Annotated in this window: 14 protein-coding genes; 2 read left to right on the top strand and 12 right to left on the bottom strand. The window is 38.1% G+C overall.

Going from position 1 to position 18,604, the window contains the following annotated elements; genetic code table 11:
* Positions 1-65: 65 nt before the first annotated feature.
* The 12 genes from M899_RS00650 to M899_RS17305 form a co-directional block, all read right to left on the bottom strand.
* On the bottom strand, positions 66-3,572 hold the full coding sequence (locus tag M899_RS00650; RefSeq protein WP_021269491.1) for a hypothetical protein: 3,507 nt from the start codon (positions 3,570-3,572) through the stop codon (positions 66-68).
* Between the two features lie 189 nt (positions 3,573-3,761).
* A complete protein-coding gene (locus M899_RS00645) occupies positions 3,762-4,046 on the bottom strand; it encodes a hypothetical protein (protein ID WP_155897021.1) in 285 nt (94 codons plus the stop codon).
* 34 nt (positions 4,047-4,080) lie between these two features.
* A complete protein-coding gene (locus tag M899_RS18285; RefSeq protein WP_155897019.1) occupies positions 4,081-4,299 on the bottom strand; it encodes a hypothetical protein in 219 nt (72 codons plus the stop codon).
* A 241-nt stretch (positions 4,300-4,540) separates the two neighbouring features.
* On the bottom strand, positions 4,541-5,356 hold the full coding sequence (locus M899_RS00635; protein WP_021269498.1) for an enoyl-CoA hydratase-related protein: 816 nt from the start codon (positions 5,354-5,356) through the stop codon (positions 4,541-4,543).
* Complete coding sequence (locus M899_RS00630) at positions 5,353-6,276, bottom strand: hydroxymethylglutaryl-CoA lyase (RefSeq protein WP_021269426.1); 924 nt, start codon at positions 6,274-6,276, stop codon at positions 5,353-5,355. The genes M899_RS00635 and M899_RS00630 overlap by 4 nt, the downstream gene beginning before the upstream one ends.
* The gene (locus tag M899_RS17310; RefSeq protein ID WP_021269470.1) at positions 6,276-6,761 is read right to left on the bottom strand and encodes an acetyl-CoA carboxylase biotin carboxyl carrier protein subunit; all 486 of its coding nucleotides are present in this window, start codon (positions 6,759-6,761) and stop codon (positions 6,276-6,278) included. The genes M899_RS00630 and M899_RS17310 overlap by 1 nt, the downstream gene beginning before the upstream one ends.
* A gap of 1 nt (position 6,762) precedes the next feature.
* Positions 6,763-8,244 (bottom strand): acetyl-CoA carboxylase biotin carboxylase subunit, encoded by a 1,482-nt coding sequence (locus M899_RS00620; RefSeq protein ID WP_021269457.1) that lies wholly within the window; start codon positions 8,242-8,244, stop codon positions 6,763-6,765.
* The gene (locus M899_RS00615; protein ID WP_231370242.1) at positions 8,244-9,053 is read right to left on the bottom strand and encodes an enoyl-CoA hydratase-related protein; all 810 of its coding nucleotides are present in this window, start codon (positions 9,051-9,053) and stop codon (positions 8,244-8,246) included. The genes M899_RS00620 and M899_RS00615 overlap by 1 nt, the downstream gene beginning before the upstream one ends.
* Before the next feature lie 40 nt (positions 9,054-9,093).
* Positions 9,094-10,716 carry a carboxyl transferase domain-containing protein gene (locus M899_RS00610; protein WP_021269450.1) on the bottom strand — a complete coding sequence of 541 codons (1,623 nt, stop codon included), beginning with the start codon at positions 10,714-10,716 and terminating at the stop codon, positions 9,094-9,096.
* A 132-nt stretch (positions 10,717-10,848) separates the two neighbouring features.
* Positions 10,849-11,916, bottom strand: a complete 1,068-nt coding sequence (locus M899_RS00605; RefSeq protein WP_021269477.1) for a hypothetical protein — start codon at positions 11,914-11,916, stop codon at positions 10,849-10,851.
* A 12-nt stretch (positions 11,917-11,928) separates the two neighbouring features.
* A complete protein-coding gene (locus M899_RS00600; protein WP_196801706.1) occupies positions 11,929-14,649 on the bottom strand; it encodes a hypothetical protein in 2,721 nt (906 codons plus the stop codon).
* A gap of 218 nt (positions 14,650-14,867) precedes the next feature.
* A complete protein-coding gene (locus M899_RS17305) occupies positions 14,868-16,124 on the bottom strand; it encodes an MBL fold metallo-hydrolase (RefSeq protein WP_021269501.1) in 1,257 nt (418 codons plus the stop codon).
* Positions 16,125-16,264: 140 nt separating this feature from the next.
* Between M899_RS17305 and hppD the strand changes: the two genes are divergently transcribed.
* Both hppD and M899_RS00585 read left to right on the top strand, forming a co-directional pair.
* Positions 16,265-17,341, top strand: coding sequence for a 4-hydroxyphenylpyruvate dioxygenase (hppD, locus tag M899_RS00590; RefSeq protein WP_021269430.1), 1,077 nt, complete (start codon positions 16,265-16,267; stop codon positions 17,339-17,341).
* 58 nt (positions 17,342-17,399) lie between these two features.
* Complete coding sequence (locus tag M899_RS00585; protein WP_021269481.1) at positions 17,400-18,584, top strand: thiolase family protein; 1,185 nt, start codon at positions 17,400-17,402, stop codon at positions 18,582-18,584.
* The last annotated feature ends 20 nt before the right edge of the window (positions 18,585-18,604 follow it).

The raw sequence follows: 18,604 nt of genomic DNA, 5'->3' as shown, positions 1-18,604 counted from the left end.
ACTTAAGACATTAAACAGTTGAAAACACAGGGTAATCTAGCGAAATAGTGTCCTATATATAGACACTATTCATAACTCTTTACAGCGCTAGTGACCAATTCTTCGGCCTTCTTATTGATATTGGCCATAGTGGATTCATCAATGACTTCCCCACGCAGCTTAGGCATTAGAACATGTCGAGTAATATAGGCCTCGGCAATTTTTCCCTTATCCGATTCACGCACTTTTGACCAATTGAACGAATCAGACCCGTAGATCATTTTTCCAAAAAATCTTTTTACTGATCCCATTTGATTTATTTTATTTTGTACGCTTACACGAATAATTTCTTGCCCAAACTTATCTGACGTGGCGAGGGCCTCAGTAACTTTTTGAGTGATCTCCTTAGTTGCAGCACTAACTTTTTGTCCACTCATTTTTTCACCATCAACAAGAACTGGTCTTAAAACAGACTCTGCTACCATTTCTCTAATTTCAGCAGCAACTTTTCCTTTAAAAATAGAATCTAAGTTGGCCTTACTAGAAATTTTGTCTTTCACACTTTGAGGTATCTCACTATCAGAAACTGATTTTAAACCACCTTTAACTTTGTCCAACACAATGGCCTTAATAATTTGATCAAGAGCACCAGTTTCAACAAGTGTATCCACAAGGTTTCTCCTGGCCTCAAGAGAATCGCCTTCGTCGATATCTTTTAATAGAGTTTCAAGGACTTTAGGAAGATCTTCTCCAGCTTCTTTGATGTTGTAATCAAGATACTGACCAATCATAATCGCAACAGGTTTAAGGGCCGAGTCAACTTGCTTTTTTAAGTCTCCATCATAAGGAGATGCAGGCATGAGACCTGCGATACAAGGTAAACTTGCAGCAATAGCTTTATTAAAATCAGCAAATGGACTTGTTGTAGAAATCCATCCCGTTGCGACTTTTTTAACGATTCCTTCGGCCGTTTTTTGTAAAGTTCCGATACACTCAGTAACTCCAGCAGTTACTTCATTAACGTATTCTTTAGAATTTAATCGACGAAGACAATAGTCGTAGTCTTTAAGCATTGAATCTATTTCTTTTTTATTTGTCGCAAAATCTTCTGAGCCAAGTGTCGAATTAAGTACAGACTGAACTTTCATATTACCAAGGGCACTGGCAAATTTAATAGAAAAATTCTTAACACAACGATCTTGCGCTTTTTGATCACTCTTTGCTTGGATCATACACTTTTTGAATTCTTCCAGAATTGTTCCAAGATTCTTCGGCATCTCTTTTGTATTGAGCTGAAATTCAACCTCATTTTTTGCATATTGTTCAACGACTGCCTTAGTGGCCTCAGTTTTTAGACCCGAGATACATGTATCTTTTTTAGGCGCTGTATCGAGACATTCTTTGTAAGGAGCAAGAAGTGAAAGAGTAAGGGCCTCTCGTTGTTGTTTGCGGTCCACCCCAGGTTTATCTTTTAAGTTTTGCGTAAGAGCAAATTGAATTTGATCCCTTCCCATTGAGTACATCGTTTTCGAAGAAACTTCATTGGTACACGTTTTTAAGTTATCCATATATCCATTGAGATCGTAATCTTCGCCTTGTGCTCTATTCAAACACCCTCTGAAATTTCCTGTGAACTCTTCATGGAATATGTGCTGAACACTTTCACGACCTTTATACAATGTGCCTACACTAGCATTAAATTGATAATCACCCAGCGTCGTCGCCAAGTTGAAAACCTGTCCTTTAATACACTGATTAATTTGTGGCATTGGGTCTTTATCATTAATTTTTTCAAGACATGATGCCAAGTCTCTTTCAAGTTGGCTTTTCAATTTTTGAATATCTGACGTTTTGATGCCGAGTCTATCTTTACCACCATTTTCTTTAATAAATTTATCAATTTCAGCGCTGAAGCTTAGAATGGCAATATCGTGTGATGCATTTTTTTTCAAATTCGTAACACAACTAGAAAGAATTTCTTCTGTTGGTGCACTTCCAAGACAATGCTCTAAATCACGATAGACATGTTTATTTATAATTTGAACCTTTTCAGGGCCAGAAACTTTGTCCCCTATAATTTCAGACAACTGATACTCCGCAATTTTCATGGCCGAGTTTTTCGTTAACTCTGTAGCACAACCAGTTACTTTAGAACTCAAGTTTGGATCAGAAGCAATATCACCACTTAGACCCTTATCTAAACATCCTTCAAAGCCGGACATCAGTCCCATTCTTATCTTTTTCGTTTGCTCATTTTCTTTAGGTAACTCTTTCTTAATTTTTTCGTTGGCAATATCAATTGATAAAGTTGAAATTGAATCTTTGAGACACTTATTTTTCTCTTCTCCAGCAATTTTTTGATGCCAACACTGTTCTAGAAGGTCAGTGGCCTTTTTTGCAACACTGTCGGCAAGTCCTTTATTAATTGGCCCAAGATTTTTACGAGCATTACTATCAAAAATACTTAAAACAACAGACTTCGTAACATCATTAGTTATACGTGTTTCACATTCTTTAGAATCGATAGACCCGCCAACTCTTTGATCTTTTTTAACCATCTCATCAATACATTTTTTGAACTCTTCTTTTTTCTGAGGAACGAGTAAGCTTATCTGAGCAGAAGTTAAATTATTTGTAACCGCTGGATTCTCTCCAATTTTAACAGGAATTAAACCCTGTCCCACTGTTGATACAACCCCGTCTAAACATCTGTTGATTTGATAATCATAAGGCTTATTACGAGGAAGCCCCCTACCAATTTCCCCCATACATTTTTGAAATGGAGGCATACTCTTATTCATGATATCGCTATAAACTTTTGGATCAGTTGTTGTGGCATCAATGGTGTCACTTACCTTCTTTTTTGTTACAGCGATAACACCAACTTTTATAGAATCAAGAGCACAGCCCTTTACGGCCTCTGCATCTTTTTTTCTGTTGTTTAAAAAGCACAATCTGTAATCGCGCACACGCCCTTCGACAAATGTCTGACGTTGATCTTCAGGAAGTATTGGGGCAAGTTTTGACTTCGACATTTCGTGAGTCATGGCCAGGCCAACATTTGGAATCAATGCGGCCGTCAAACTACCGATACAACCCGCGCCATCATAGAGAAAATTACGAGACTCGTTGATACAACGATTAAAAGGACTTAATAATTTATCCTTCCACACTTTTCTTGCACTTTCATCTTTTATACCTTCGACTTCAAGTACTCTTTCAAATATTTTACCAATAAGCTCTCGCCCTAGGTATCTGGCCGTAGCAATTGCCCTCTGATCAGTGAGGTCATCTTTGATAATATTTTTATTTACAGCACTCATTGTTTCAGTGATGAGCTTATCCAAATCTTTCTGACTATAATATTTCGCAAGCGCAACTTCATAAGGAGCAAGCTTTTTGCGAATAGAGTTTTCAATACTTTTAAACTCACCAACAGTATCCACTAGAAACATTGACGTAGCAGTTGCAAAAAAACCTTTTTCTGGAGCATAGGGTTTAGGAATGATGAGCTCAACACTTTGCTCAGAGCTAGCAAAGATCCCACTAAATAGACCGAATAATGTCATCGTTGCGATGATTACTTTTCTCATTTTTCTCTCTCACAAGGCAAAATACCTCAAGAGCTTATCGGCTTGTCTATTTAATATCATGAGAATAAAGAGGGTGATTTTAGGTAATTGGAGCAAAAAGAAGGCCTTCCCTGGCCTTTAACCTATTCATCATGAAATCGGTTACTTAGTGGCCCATCCCTGGCCCGTAGACGTTCGTCCGTGACTTGTTTAATTTAAAATTTCAAATACAAGAGTTTTTGAGTTCACAAAAGGGATCACATTAAATAGCGCATCTAAAGCACTATATTTAATTTGAACCCCACCAATTCTTGTGCCTTCACAACCCAAATCATTTGCTAATAGGATATCTTTCAACTTGGATTTTTCATTTCCAAAGCTAATCTTTCGAACTTCTAGCCTTTGCTTCAACTGGCCATGAGGAGCGAGAGTTGATTTGAAACAACTTCCTCCAGATATTTTTGTTGAGCTCGCACAACTGTTTAAAAGACCCATGTGCAAAAAAATAAATGTAAAAAAATAAGTTTTCCTATTCACGAATCAACCCTTCATCAGAATGGGCCTCAACGAAATAGTGCACAGGCGTATAGAGTCCAAAAGAAAGGATGGCCATCCATGTATCTCTGGTCGTTTTATACGTCCCAAAAGAGATATTGGAAAATTCACTTCCCCCACTTTTAAGCAACTGTGAATCAACTTGTACCGTGTGCTTGGCGGGAATCATTCCCCATAGATAAAATTCTTTCACTCCTTCACTTTTCCTCGCCGTCGTGTGTTTTGGATTCACATCCAAGTTCAACTCTCCTACTCCAGTATTTTCAAAAACAAGAGTGGAGCACGAGGCGCAGAGAAGGCAAATGAAAAAAATTCTCTTCACTGAACATCCATGTAAAAATTAAAACTTATTAAAAGTGTCAGATGTCAGAGGAGTTCTGTCAACTTATAAGACAAACTTAATTTTTAAAAACTTCTGACATCTGGAGATGGGCCTAACGGCCCTTGAATTCTGGAGCTCTTTTTTCTTTCATGGCGCGTAGCCCTTCAAAGTGATCATCCGTTCTTTGAGCAATACCTTGATACATAGAAAGTACTTCTAGCTGGGCATTTAAGTCTTGAGTGCGGCCCATTTTAAGAGCTCTCTTAGTAAGAGCTAACCCAACTGGACCGATATGAGTAATCTTCATAGCAAGCTCTCTTGTCTTTTCTTTTAGATCCAAAAAAGAATGAACTTGATTAACAAGTCCCATTGCAAGGGCCGCGTTAGCATCATAGATATCAGCTGTTAAAATCATTTCCATGGCCTTGGCGTAACCTACGACACGTTGTAAGAAAAACGTCCCACCATCACCTGGCACCAAACCAAGCTTTGCAAAAGTTTCACCAAACTTGGCCTTATCACTGGCCACTCTCATATCGCACATACAAGCAAGGTCGCAACCGGCACCAATGGCAGCTCCGTTAACCATAGCAATTATTGGTTTTTGGAAAGACTCTAGGGCCCTTGGAATTCTTTGTATGCCTTCTTTATAGCGATTACCTAATTCAAACGACTCGCCCGCAAACATTCCTGTTTTCTTTTCCATGGCCTCAACATCACCGCCAGAACAAAAATTCTTTCCTGCTCCCGTAATAATCATGACACGAATTTCAGGATCGCTATCCGCAAGCTTTGAAACAGTCTCTAAGGAATCAATCATGCCATCAGTGATTGCATTCGAGGCCTTTTCATTATTGAGTGTAAGCCATAAAAGATGTTCATCTTTTTCAACGATTAAATCAGTGAAGTGTTGATTATATTGGCTCATGGATTTGCCTTTCTTGCCATATAGGCATTGTAAAATTTTGAAGAACTCTTTTTCTCTAATTTAGAAAGAATGAACTCGCTGGCCGTGGTTAATTTCTCCATATCAACACCTGTGTTTACACCGAGGCAATGTAATAAATTAACGACATCTTCAGTGGCCACATTGCCTGTGGCACCCTTTGCATAAGGGCAACCACCAAGACCGGCAGATGAAGAATCAAAATTAGTATGACCACAATCAAGGGCCGTAAGGATATTGGCAAGGGCCATTCCATTAGTATCATGCATGTGCATGGCAAAACGATCAAGTTTGAATTCTTTTTTAAGTTCATTCGTGATGGCCAAAACTTGTGCAGGATTTCCTACACCAATAGTGTCACCTAATGAAATTTCATAACAACCAATCTCATCTAAAAATCGAGTCACCTTCATCAAGTTTTCAATTGAAGTTTGACCTTCGTAAGGGCAGCCAAATACCGTTGAAATATAACCGCGAACTTTAATTCCACAATCAATCGCCATCTTTGCGACTGGTCTGATTCGTTCGAATGATTCTTCAATTGTGGCATTAATATTTTTCTTATTAAATGTATTGCTCGTTGCTGTGAAGACAGCAATTTCTTTAACTCCAATATCTAGTGCAGTCTCAAGTCCTGTTAGATTAGGAACCAAACAAGGAGCATGGATATCTGTCGGTAAAAAAGATTTAACCTTCTCAAACAAAGATACGGCATCACCCATTTGTGGAATTTTGTCCGCACGAACAAAACTTGTCACTTCAATAGTCTTAAGACCAGTTTGAGTCAAAAGCTTGATATAGTGGGCCTTATCATCTGTACTTAAAACTTTTTTTTCATTTTGAAGTCCATCACGAGGTCCAACCTCGATGATGCGAACATCAGTGGGAAGTGATTTTAACATTATGACTCCGCACTTTTTTCAAGATCAACAAGGGCCGCACCGGCCTCTACGAGTTGTCCTTCAGAAAAGTAAACTTTTTTCAATACACCATCATATGATGCCTTAATCGCATGTTCCATTTTCATGGCCTCCATAACAAGTAAGGACTCACCTTTTTGAACGCTTTGGCCAGGGGCCACAAGAACTTTTAAAATTTTACCAGGCATTGGTGCAGACATTCCAGCATCTACATCACTCTTACCTTTTGTACGTGATGTTCTAGGATTTTCAATTGATAAATCCTTGCCACCAACAAGAGCATTCTTCCCATCAAAAAGAACTTTATGATTAGAGCTACCATTTTTTAAGCTATAGCTTGTGGCATCGCTTGCTACTTTTTCAAAGAAATATTCTTTTCCTTTGTATAAAAATGAAACACTATGACCAGTTAGGTCCAAGAGTTGTACTTCTACTTTTTCACCATTTAATAAAATAACTTTTTTCATATTAACAATTCCTAAATCCGTGTAATTCACTCCATGGACCTGTACCAATAGTACCGGCTTTTCCTTTTCTCGATTCAAGTAAGAAAGTGGCAATTGCAAGGGCCTCTTCATCAGAGCTGACCTCACGTTTTAAGAGCTTGTCTTTGTAAGTTTCTACAAAGTGAGTATAAGTATTTCCAACTTTAAATTCTTCTGTCTCTAAAATTCTTCTTAAGTAATCGCGATTTGTCTTAACACCTAAAAAGGCCACATCACAAAGTGAGGCCAAAATTTTCTGTGTCGCAACCTCTCTGTTTTCTCCCCACGCAATGAGCTTCGCTAGCATTGGATCGAAGTTAATAGTAACTTCATTACCATCAACATAACCCGAATCCAATCTCGTCCCATTCAAAGTAGGATGACCGACGACAGAGATTTTACCAGTGGCAGGTAAGAACCCATTGTCAGGATCTTCAGAATAAAGACGTACTTCAATAGCATGACCTTTTTGAACAATTTCATCTTGAGTAATAAGGAGCTTATCACCTCTAGCAACTTCAATTTGCATTTTCACAAGATCAAGACCAGTTACCATTTCAGTCACAGGATGCTCAACTTGGAGCCTTGTATTCATTTCAAGAAAATAAAATTTCCCATCTTCATCAAGAATAAATTCTACAGTACCAGCTCCTTCATAATTAATGGCCGTCGTGATGGCCACTGCTGAAGCTGTAATATCTTGTCTCGTTTTTTCATCAAGAGCAGTTGAAGGGGTTTCTTCAACAATTTTTTGATGGCGTCTTTGGATAGAGCATTCTCTTTCAAAAAGATGAAGGTGATTTCCGTGACGATCACTCATTACCTGAACTTCAATATGGCGAGGATTTGTAATGTATTTTTCAACAAGTACAGTATCGTCACCAAAGGCATTCATGGCCTCTCTTTTGGCAGCTTCTAGTCCATCAATAAACTCAGCTTCACTCCTAACAACTCTCATCCCTTTACCACCACCTCCAGCAGAGGCCTTAATAAGTACAGGGTAGCCAATCTTCTTAGCTTCATCCTTCAAGAAGCTTGGGGCTTGTTCATTACCGTGGTAACCAGGAATTAAAGGAACACCAACTTCTTCCATTTTTTGTTTAGAAGTTTTCTTATCACCCATGATCAACATTGAATCAGAACTAGGGCCAATAAAAATAATTCCTTCGGCCCTTACTTTGTCAGCAAAGACACCATTTTCTGAAAGAAAGCCATACCCTGGGTGAATGGCATCTGCACCACACTTTTTTGCGAGCGCAATAATTTTTGCGTGATTTAAATATGTCTCACTTAAAGGACCATCTCCTAAAGAGTAAGATTCTGTAGCAGAGTACGCATGAGGATAATCAACTTCTTTATCAGTATAGAGTGAAACAGAAGCGATCCCCATTTCACGACAAGTTTTCATAACCCTAAGAGCAATCTCTCCACGATTTGCAATAAGAATTTTTTTAATTGTACTCACTATTTATCTCCCATCCAGTTCGGTCTTCTTTTTTCAAGAAGAGCACTCATCCCCTCTTGACCCTCACTGCTGGTACGAAGACGTGCAATTGTTTCACAAGTGTATTTTACCACACCTTCAAAAGGCTCATCATTTGTTAAGCGAATTACATTTTGAATTAATTTCTTTGTGGCCTGCTGGGCCTTTGGACCAGCTTGCAGTAATCGGGCCACGACTTCATCAACATCTTTTTCAAAGTAACGTGATAATGAAACTTGATGAATAAGCCCAATATTCATGGCCTTTTCAGGTCCAAATTTTTCACCAGTTAAAAACAGTGCTCTGGCATTTGATTCACCAATTTTGGCCATAACATAAGGAGAGATAACAGCAGGAGCAAGTCCTAAGAGAACTTCAGTTAATCCAAATTTAGCATCCTCTTTCGCTACAACATAGTCACATACGGCGACAAGCCCAACACCACCACCAAGGGCAGCGCCATTAACTTTTCCTACAACTGGTTTTGAAAGAGAGTTAATAGATTCAAAAAGCTTAGAGAGCTTTTTAGAGTCTTGAAAGTTTTCCTCATCAGAGTAATCTTTCATTTTCTTCATCCAATTCAAATCAGCTCCTGCACAAAATGAGCGGCCTTCACCCGTGAGAACAATCACGCGAACTTTGTCATTTAGCTCCCATTGCTCGCAAGCTGTTGTCATTGAGGCAATGAGTTCATCATTGAAGGCATTATGGAGTTCAGGACGATTGAGGGTTACGGTTAGTACGCCTTTGTCGTCAAGTTCTTGTGTAAATAATTTCGATTCATTCATCATTATATTTCCAATATTCCCAATTTTTTTCTAATGCTCGATCCTACATTCTGAAAACACCAAATTTTGATTCTTTAATCTCAGCATTTAAAGAAGCAGAAATCGCTAATCCAAGAATGTCACGAGTATGAGCAGGGTCTATAATTCCATCATCCCACAAACGAGCACTTGAATAGTAAGCACTTCCTTCGTTTTCATATTTATCTAAAATAGGTTTTTGAAACTCCCTAACTTCACTATCTGTCATAGGTGTTTTTCCACTAACACGCAGACCTTCTTGGCGTACAGTTGTGAGAACGCCCGCGGCCTGTTCTCCACCCATTACTGAAATTCTAGCATTTGGCCACATCCAAAGAAAACGAGGAGAATAGGCACGACCACACATTCCATAATTTCCTGCACCAAATGATCCACCAATAATAACTGTGAACTTAGGAACATCTACTGTAGAAACTGCGGTCACCATTTTTGCACCGTGCTTGGCAATTCCTTCAGACTCGTATTTCTTACCAACCATAAAACCAGTAATATTCTGCAAGAAAACAAGAGGAATTTTTCTTTGACCACACAGCTCAATAAAGTGGGCACCTTTAACTGCAGACTCAGAGAATAAAATACCATTATTGGCCACAATCCCTACTTGATGTCCGTGAATTCTTGCAAATCCACAAACGAGAGTTGTACCGTAGCGCTCTTTGAATTCATGAAATTGTGAACCATCTACTAAACGTGCGATAATTTCACGAACATCAAATGGTTTTTTAGTATCAAAAGGAACGATTCCATAAACTTCATCAATATCATAAAGCGGATCAGTAACAGTTTTGATAGACTTTTGACCTAGGATTTCTCCCACCGATTTATAATTCAAATTCTCAACAATATTACGAGTTATTATAAGTGCCTCTTCTTCATCTTCTGCAAAATGATCGGCCACACCACTGTCACTAGTATGAACTTTGGCACCTCCAAGATCCTCTGCAGAAACTTCTTCGCCTGTGGCCGCTTTTACAAGGGGTGGCCCACCAAGGAAAATTGTCCCGTTACCTTTTACAATAACAGACTCATCGGCCATTGCAGGAACATATGCACCACCAGCAGTACAAGAACCTAGGACAACGGCAATTTGAGGTATACCCATTGCAGACATTTGAGCTTGATTATAAAAAATGCGACCAAAGTGTTCCTTGTCTGGAAAGACTTCATCTTGCATTGGTAAGAAGGCCCCACCAGAGTCCACAAGATAAATACAAGGAAGTCGATTTTCACGAGCAATTTCTTGAGCACGTAAATGTTTTTTAACAGTTAAGGGAAAGTAAGTCCCCCCCTTTACTGTAGCATCGTTTGCAACAAACATACACTCAACACCGTGTACACGACCAACACCACAAATAATCCCTGCCGAAGGTACGTCTCCACCATACATTTCGCCAGCGGCCAAGGCCGATAGTTCGACAAAGGGAGAACCGTCATCGAGGATTCTCTCAATTCTTTCACGTGGTAAAAACTTTCCACGACTATGATGGCGATCAACAGACTTTTGTCCACCGCCTAATTTTGCTTCATCTAATTTTTTCTTGAGTTCATTTTTGAGGCCTAAGTGAAATTCTTTATTGGCCTTAAAGTCTTCAGAATTCACATCTATTTGTGAATGTAAAATATCCATCTGATCCCCATGGGTAAATGTCGTTGACAAAAAAATACGCTACGATTGTATTGAGGATAGTGCAGATAGACAAGTCGGAGCGGGCCATGCTTTTTTATTAAGACACGACCTGCAATAGCTTTGCGTTAGATATTAGCGAGACGCTTCGCGTGCACGTGCCTTTTCCATGGCCTGATAGGCCTGAACATAGCTCTGACAAATGCCACCAAGACTTTGAGCGAAATCTGGACCGAAAGACATTTTTGTACGCAATGCGTGAAGATAGTACATAAAAAAGTCCTTACTCATCAAATTAACGAGCTCATTGCCATCCCATTTCACAAAAACATCAAAAGTTCTCTTTTCTTTTAATGAACCTTGATAATAGTGACTCATTGCAAGAACGAGTGGTCTCTCCAAATAAAGATCACTTGGAAAGTTTGGAAACTCTTTTTTGAGCTGGCACTTATTAAAATAAGACTTTGAAAAATTGTTCTTTGTCTCTTGTTCTAAATTTCTCATAAGAGCTGCAACAGAGGCCTCCACTAAAATGGCCGTATTCAACGAAGCAAGTTGATCAATAGGATTAAAATGAAGCACAACATGGTTGCCATAAAAACTCGCAACAGGTGCTACATTTTTAGGCCACCATGCCAAGTGAATTTGGAGATCAAACTTTTTGTGTCCTAAAAATTTTTGCGAATCTTTAATTGTCTTTTGAACCATCTCTTTTGAAAATAATCTTTCAAGATCTTTAACCTTAGATTTAAACGCCTGAGACTCTTTGATCCACTCACTAAATTGAGGTTTAAAATGTTTTAGAACATCGGCGAGGAAAACAACATCATCTTTTTTAAGATCTTTACTTAATTTTCTAAGGGCCTCATCTACTGTTTGAGATTCATAAAAGGCCTTGGAAATAATATCTGTTCCAACATCTGTATTAGAGAAGCCTTCACTATTTTGAGAGTTTTTAGCTACATTCGCAAATCGTAAGCGAAATGATCGATAAACTTGAAAAAGTTCAATATCTTTATCTTTGAGACCAAATTTTTCTTGATAAGCGACACGATATTCTCTTTTAGCACCGTTGTGCCATTCAGAGAGATTATCTAAGATAGTAAAGACGTCGGCCGATTCTGAATAACCAAAAAATGATTTCGACGCGAATGCCTGACTCTGCCAAAATATGGCCAGTAAAAAGATAAAGAACAATTTCATAAAACCTACCGATTACTTTTTCTTAGACTGATCAATTTCTCTATTCAAATCATCTAATCGGTAAATTTTCCTTTTTCCTTCATCTTTTTCGTCAGATTCTTTAGGTTTAGCTGAGATCAGCTGCTTTTTACCTTTTTTAGCGTCTACTTTTACGATAATTTTCTTAAATAAAGGCACACCATCTTTAACAACGACATTTCCTTTTTCATCAACTATAGGTTCATACTTCTCAAATACACCTTCAGAAATTTGAAGCATGACAGGTACACCATTTGAATTGATTAGGGCCGCATAAACTTCAGTCTTATTAGCAACAACAACTGAGCCTTTGACTGTTTCTTTTAACGTTAAGCTTAAGGCACTACGTCCACTATTTCTTTGAACTAATGATGATGACGAAGATGAATTGCTAGCACTGCTTGAAGGAGCGCTTGATCCACCAGAAAGACTTGAAGAACCAGATCCTATTGCGGCTCCTTGTCTAAAATTAGCAGCAACAGCGCCCTGACCTGCTCCAGAAGATTGACGGGCCGAGTTTTTAGCTGATTTGACTTTACTAGAACTTGGACCTTGTACTGTTTGAGTGTTTTCAGCGTTTGCTTTAGCAAGCTGCTCACGTTTTTTATTATTCTCAGCACTTAAAACTTCCACTTTTTTAGTCATCGTTTCTAGTTTCTTCAAAAGTTCCGTTAACCTAGGATCGTCCTTGCTATCAGCACTATTCGTTTTTTTATTTGAATCACTAATTTCAAATTCTTTTTTTATCTTATCCAAATCTTCTTGCAAAGATGCTTTCAACTCACTATCGAAAGACTCTCCTAGAGTTTTCTCAATTGAATTTAATGCTTTTTTCGCCTGAATCATGTCTGTTGGGGCACTTACTACAGGTGGTGTAAATAAATTTGTACCTGTTGAGTCACTAGAAGTATTAGCATATTTCACGGCCTCAGCAAAAACACTATTATCCTGAAAAACTTCACTGAAGGCCTTTTTATCGTTACCTTCATTTTCAATTTTACCAAGGACTTCTTTCCCCTCAACTGTCTGTCCAAAAGAGTTTTTGAAAAAATCATTTGTCTTTTGTCTAAATGAGTAATCTGCTACGACAGGAACTTTATCATTCAGAAGATCCACTTTTCCATTCTCAAGTGTTGCAGCATAAATTGAACAATAGTATTGCATGGCCCCACTCTCAAATGCCGGGCGACCAATAGTAGGAACATCATTAACAGCATTTTGAAGAGCAGATAAAATTTCATTACCTCTAGTGAGGAAGTCTTCTGGAGTCACATTTGTTAATGGGCTTTGCATATTACAAGAATTAGAGAATTTCTTTCCAACATCAGCACAAGAGGCCATGGCCTTATCAAGTTCTTCATTCTCAATATCAGTTATAAACTTTTCGATATCCCCAATTCCGTTCATATCAAGTTTAACAGCTGCTTCTTGGTAGAAGCTCCCTAATGACTTCGTAGCATTAATGTCGTTAAACAAACCTTTGAAACGATCTCTTAAAAATGGACTTCGATAAATATGAGTCACCATTTCCATTGCTTGGACATAGTCACCTTGCATCTTTGTTCCCATCAAATGGGCTTCACTTTGCTTGAAAAGTCCTACTCCTTGAATGGCGGCCTTTTCTTTTTCATACTTTTTAATCGAATCAATAAAGGCCCTCATTTCCTCAGAACTTCTTGGATATGAAAACCAACGGCCACCTAAATCTGAAGCAGGTCTCTCTTTAAGATCTTTAATAAATTCATCAGCTGAAACCTGTGCAAACTCTTTATTGACGGCATTTTTTGAATCAAAAAACAATTCTCTTTGAGAAGCATCATACTTATCAACTAAGGTAGACCATGCATTATCTTTTTCACTTAGTTTTTGTATGTTAAGGGCATCTTTAAATTCATTCCACTCACCACATAATTGAGCATCGTCTTTTGCCAAGTTCTTTTCTGTCGAACACTTCTTATCTCTATTTACCAAACTAAGAGACAGCTTTTGCTTAATCTTTGAGTCACACTTATCTTTAGCAATAATTTCTTTGATCTTACCTGGAATACAAGCATGAGCACCTTTGTTTGCAAGAATTTTTGCCCTCTGCTCTTTTGTACCATTTGTTATGAAGTAGGCCAAAATTGTTGAATTTTTCGAATGTTGTCCCAAAGTATTCATAAACGCTGTTTTACCAGCGTTAGAGATAATTATATCATTCAGCCCATTACGTTCTGAATCAGAAATTTTTGGAATTCTCCCTGATTTAACAGCATTGTTGATACAATCACATCTATCTTCGATTTTATCGCTTACATTACAATTAGTAATAGCATCAACATTTTTGCTAAGTTGAGAAACAATACTTCTATCATCATCTACTTTACGACAATAGAAATCCAACGAGTTCATATTGAAGTCTCTACTAATGAGATTATTCAAAAAGCTAGATTGTGCGCCAGAAGTGATGGTTTTATAAATTTTCTTGGCCTGCTCAGCACCATTCACACTCATGTTACTTCTTCTACCTGAGAATGAAATTTCATTTAGACATTTAACGCTTGTTATAGAGGGATTTGAAGAAAACACTAGATTTTCACAACGAACATCATCAACTTTTTGTGGATGCAAAGTTACTTGCTTTGGCATTACAAACCCACCAAATTCTTGAGCGTACACATTACTACACAATATGAGTTGAAATATTAATGTCAGGTGGGTCAATAGTTTAAGCAAAAGATTATCCTTAGTAATTTCGTCTATCTTCTCGTCTAGACTTTGAATTATCTTTAGCTATTATGACCCCGAAGGGGGTCCGTAATACCTGCTTTATATCAGTAAAGAAATAAAAGTTTACTAAGTGAACAATAACACATTGAAATTAAGAAAATTGGTTAACCAATTTGTCCCATTTTTTTGAACACAAAATAAATTAAATTTGCCTCTTAAAAATGTCACTTTTCAAAATGACCCAAATGGATAAGGTGCGCTCTGATTGTTTTCATTGCATATTTTTCTAAATTAGCGGACAACCCCTCATATACAATTGCGAGAATTTCTTTCTCTGAGAGACCATCTTTATAGAGTTTGTCTATTTGCTCTTCCCTCATCTTTCTATGTTTGAGAGTTGTTCGAAGTTTCTCAATTCCACCTAGACCAATTCCATGTGAGGGGAAAATATAACTAGGCCTCATATCAATAACTTTTTCTAAACTCCTATAGTACTTGCCCATGTCACCCTCGTCACCGCCAATAACGACTGTTCCAATAGTTTGAATCAGATCACTAACAAGAACCCACTTTTTACTTTCTGGAAAAAGGGCCAATTGACCTTCATCATGACCGGGAACGGCCATGGCATATACATTCTCTCCCCTCCAGATAGTGACAACATCACCTTCTTGAATTTCACGATAGTCAATATCTTTAAAAAAAGAAGGATTGTAACGTTTTTCGATTCTGTTCTTTGTATCTGCACTACATAAAACGGGTACATTTAAAGTTCTGGCCAGAATATCGGCAAACTCATGGTGATCTGGATGATGGTGAGTAATAAATATTTTTTCGACAGGATAGTCATTCAAAGTATTCATCAGCTTTTGAAGCTCTTCTCCATCTTTTGGAGAAGGATCAACAAGAACATTATGAAATTTATCCCCAATAAAAAAACAATTCGTTCTATTGGCGGGTGGAAATGTATGGCTAAGAGGAAATAACATTACAAAATCTTTTACAGGCTCAATAAGAGGAATTTTGTCCTTTGGCGAAACATCCACAATATCTTCATTGCTAACATTAAAATCCATTTTAAATAATTTAATAATTGGAGGTACAGCTAGAGCATCGCCTTTATCATAGAGATTTAAAAATTCTTCACTTGTGAGCCAGTGGCCAGATTGAATTTCATGTTCCAAGAGAGTGAACTGAGGTTTTTCATGGACATGTGCTATATAAAAATGAGTTTTGAAACGATAGGGATTAAACTCAGGAGTCGTCGCATAGCAAAGATATTCAAGTGATATTACCTGATCTAAATCATGGCCAACTTCTTCCATAACTTCACGCTTTAAGGCCTCAAGAAGCCCCTCCCCTTCATCAACCTTCCCACCGACAAAGGCATGATAGCCAGGAAAAACAGAGAGTTTTTCACTGCGCTTAACGACAAAATATTCGTTAACACACTTAAATATAACGGCGCACGACTCTCTCATCCCTTATCTCCAGTAAATAACCCTATGCAATACAATCTAATTATATATCTAACTGACCCAAAGGCCCTTTACGAGTTGTAAATTATAAGAAAAAATGATGAATCTATTATGCCATTATAATTGAGAAGAAGGGAGTTAAAATGAACTCACAAATAAACGAAAAAAATCCCCTAGGGATTTTGGCCATTGATCACCTTGAATTTACATGTGATTCACTAGGCACAAAAACAAAAGAATTATTTTACACTATGGGCTTTGCAAAAACTGCTCAAAACACAGAACTTGAAACTGAGCTTTTCACGCAAGGACAAGTTCGTTTTCTTTTAAGTGCAAGCACTAACAAAGAAACACATTCAAGAAAGTATTTTGATCTACACGGCGAAGGTGTATCAACAATGAGTTTTCTTGTTGAAGACGCTGAACACGCTATCACTGAGGCAGCAAAAAGAGGGGCTGAAGTCGTTTCACCTCTTAAGACTGTTGAAACTGCTGACGGTGTTTTTAGAACAGCATCGATCAAAGGTTTTGGTGACGTTCTCAATGAATTTGTTGAAAGACCAAGAGAAAGCTTTAGACCAAATTACGAAAGCATTGAAAACGATCCAAAGGCCAAGCCTCTAAGATCGAGAGTCGCAAGAATTGACCACCTTACAAATAACGTACCGAAAGGTGAAATGACAAAATGGGTTGAGTTCTATAAAAGAGTTTATGGAATGGAAGTTACTCGCTACTTTGATATCAAAGGAGCTAAAACGGGTCTACAATCAGAAGTTGTTCAGCTTGCCAACAGCGCCGTTATTATTCCAATCAATGAACCAGATGCTGACAATGGAAAATCACAAATTCAAGAATTTCTAGACCTACACAAAGGTTCTGGAGTACAACATATTGCTCTAACTTGTGGTGATATTATTACAACAGTAATGGATCTTAGAGAAAGAGGAATGAAATTTTTGAATATTCCTCACACATATTATGAAGACATTCCAAAAAGAGGTCTTAACGTAACTGAAGACGTTAATGTTCTTGAAGAAGCACAACTTCTAGTTGATGGTGACAGTGAAGGATACCTAATTCAAAACTTCTCTGAAACATATGTTGGACCACTTTTCTTTGAGTATATTCAAAGAAAGAAACACTATGGCTTTGGAGAAGGAAATTTCCAGGCCCTATTTGATGCGATCGAACGCGATCAAATGAAACGTGGATATCTGTAATAACTATTACTAAAAATAAAGGCCTGCACCATGCGGGCCTTTTTTTCATGGAAGCATTATGAAAAGAGTCTATTTAACATACGCAAAAAGAACTCCCATTGGTAGAATTGGGGGAAGCTTAAAAGACGTCAGAGTTGACGACCTCCTTGCAGGTCTTTTCACAGACTTTAAAAACTCTCAATCATTTTCGATGGAAGAAATTGATGACGTTTTAGCTGGCTGTACAAATCAAGCAGGAGAAGATAACCGAAACGTTGCCAGGATGTCTCTCCTCCTTGCTGGTTTTCCTTACAGTGTTCCAGGAGCAACAATTAATAGACTTTGTGCATCTTCTCTTGATGCCATTATCGATGCTATGGGAAGAATAAATCTTGGCCTTTGTGATGCCGTTTTAGTTGGCGGAACAGAAAGTATGACCCGCTCCCCTTTTGTTATGAGCAAAGCAAGCTCGCCCTATGGGCGAGATTCACAAATGTTTGATTCAACATTTGGATGGCGCTTTGTAAATCCAAAGATGAAAAAATTATTTCCTCAATGGAGCATGGGAGAAACAGCAGAAGAATTAGCAAAGATTCACAATATTACACGCGATGCTCAAGATGAATTTGCATTAAACTCACATATGAAGGCCATCAAAAGCAGTTTTATTAATGAGATTGTTCCCGTAGTTCACACTCATAAAAAAGGTGAAACGATCATCAGTGAAGATGAGTGCCCTAGACCTGATACAACAATTGAAAAGCTTGGTAAACTTGCCGCAGTATTTCGTGAAAATGGTACGGTGACAGCAGGCAATGCTTCCCCAATGAATGATGGAGCAAGCTGTGTCTTCTTAGCGAGTGAAGAATTTCTAAAAAAACATAACCTAGAACCAATCCTTGAGATAACTGGTGTTGGTGTTGCGGGCGTACATCCAAATACAATGGGAATCGGCCCAGTAGAGTCGACAAAAGTACTTATGAAAAGATTTAATAAGAAAATTTCAGACTTCGATGTTTTCGAATTAAACGAGGCCTTTGCTGCGCAAGTGCTTTCTTGCACAAAAGAATTAGACATTGATCTAAACAAGGTCAATCTCAAAGGTGGTGCCATTGCACTCGGACACCCTCTTGGGGCAAGTGGAGCTAGAATTGTCACAACACTCACTCACATCATGAAAGAAAACCCGAATCTAAAAAAAGGTCTTGCTTCAATGTGTGTCGGTGTGGGACAAGGTGTTTCAGTAAGTTTTGAGAGATGTTAATTCAATAGACCAAAGGAGAT

The organism is Bacteriovorax sp. BSW11_IV (assembly GCF_000447755.1).
GTDB lineage: Bacteria > Bdellovibrionota > Bacteriovoracia > Bacteriovoracales > Bacteriovoracaceae > BSW11-IV.
The sequence above is the reverse complement of the archived record's forward strand: the minus strand, read 5'-3'. Positions and strand labels throughout refer to the sequence as shown.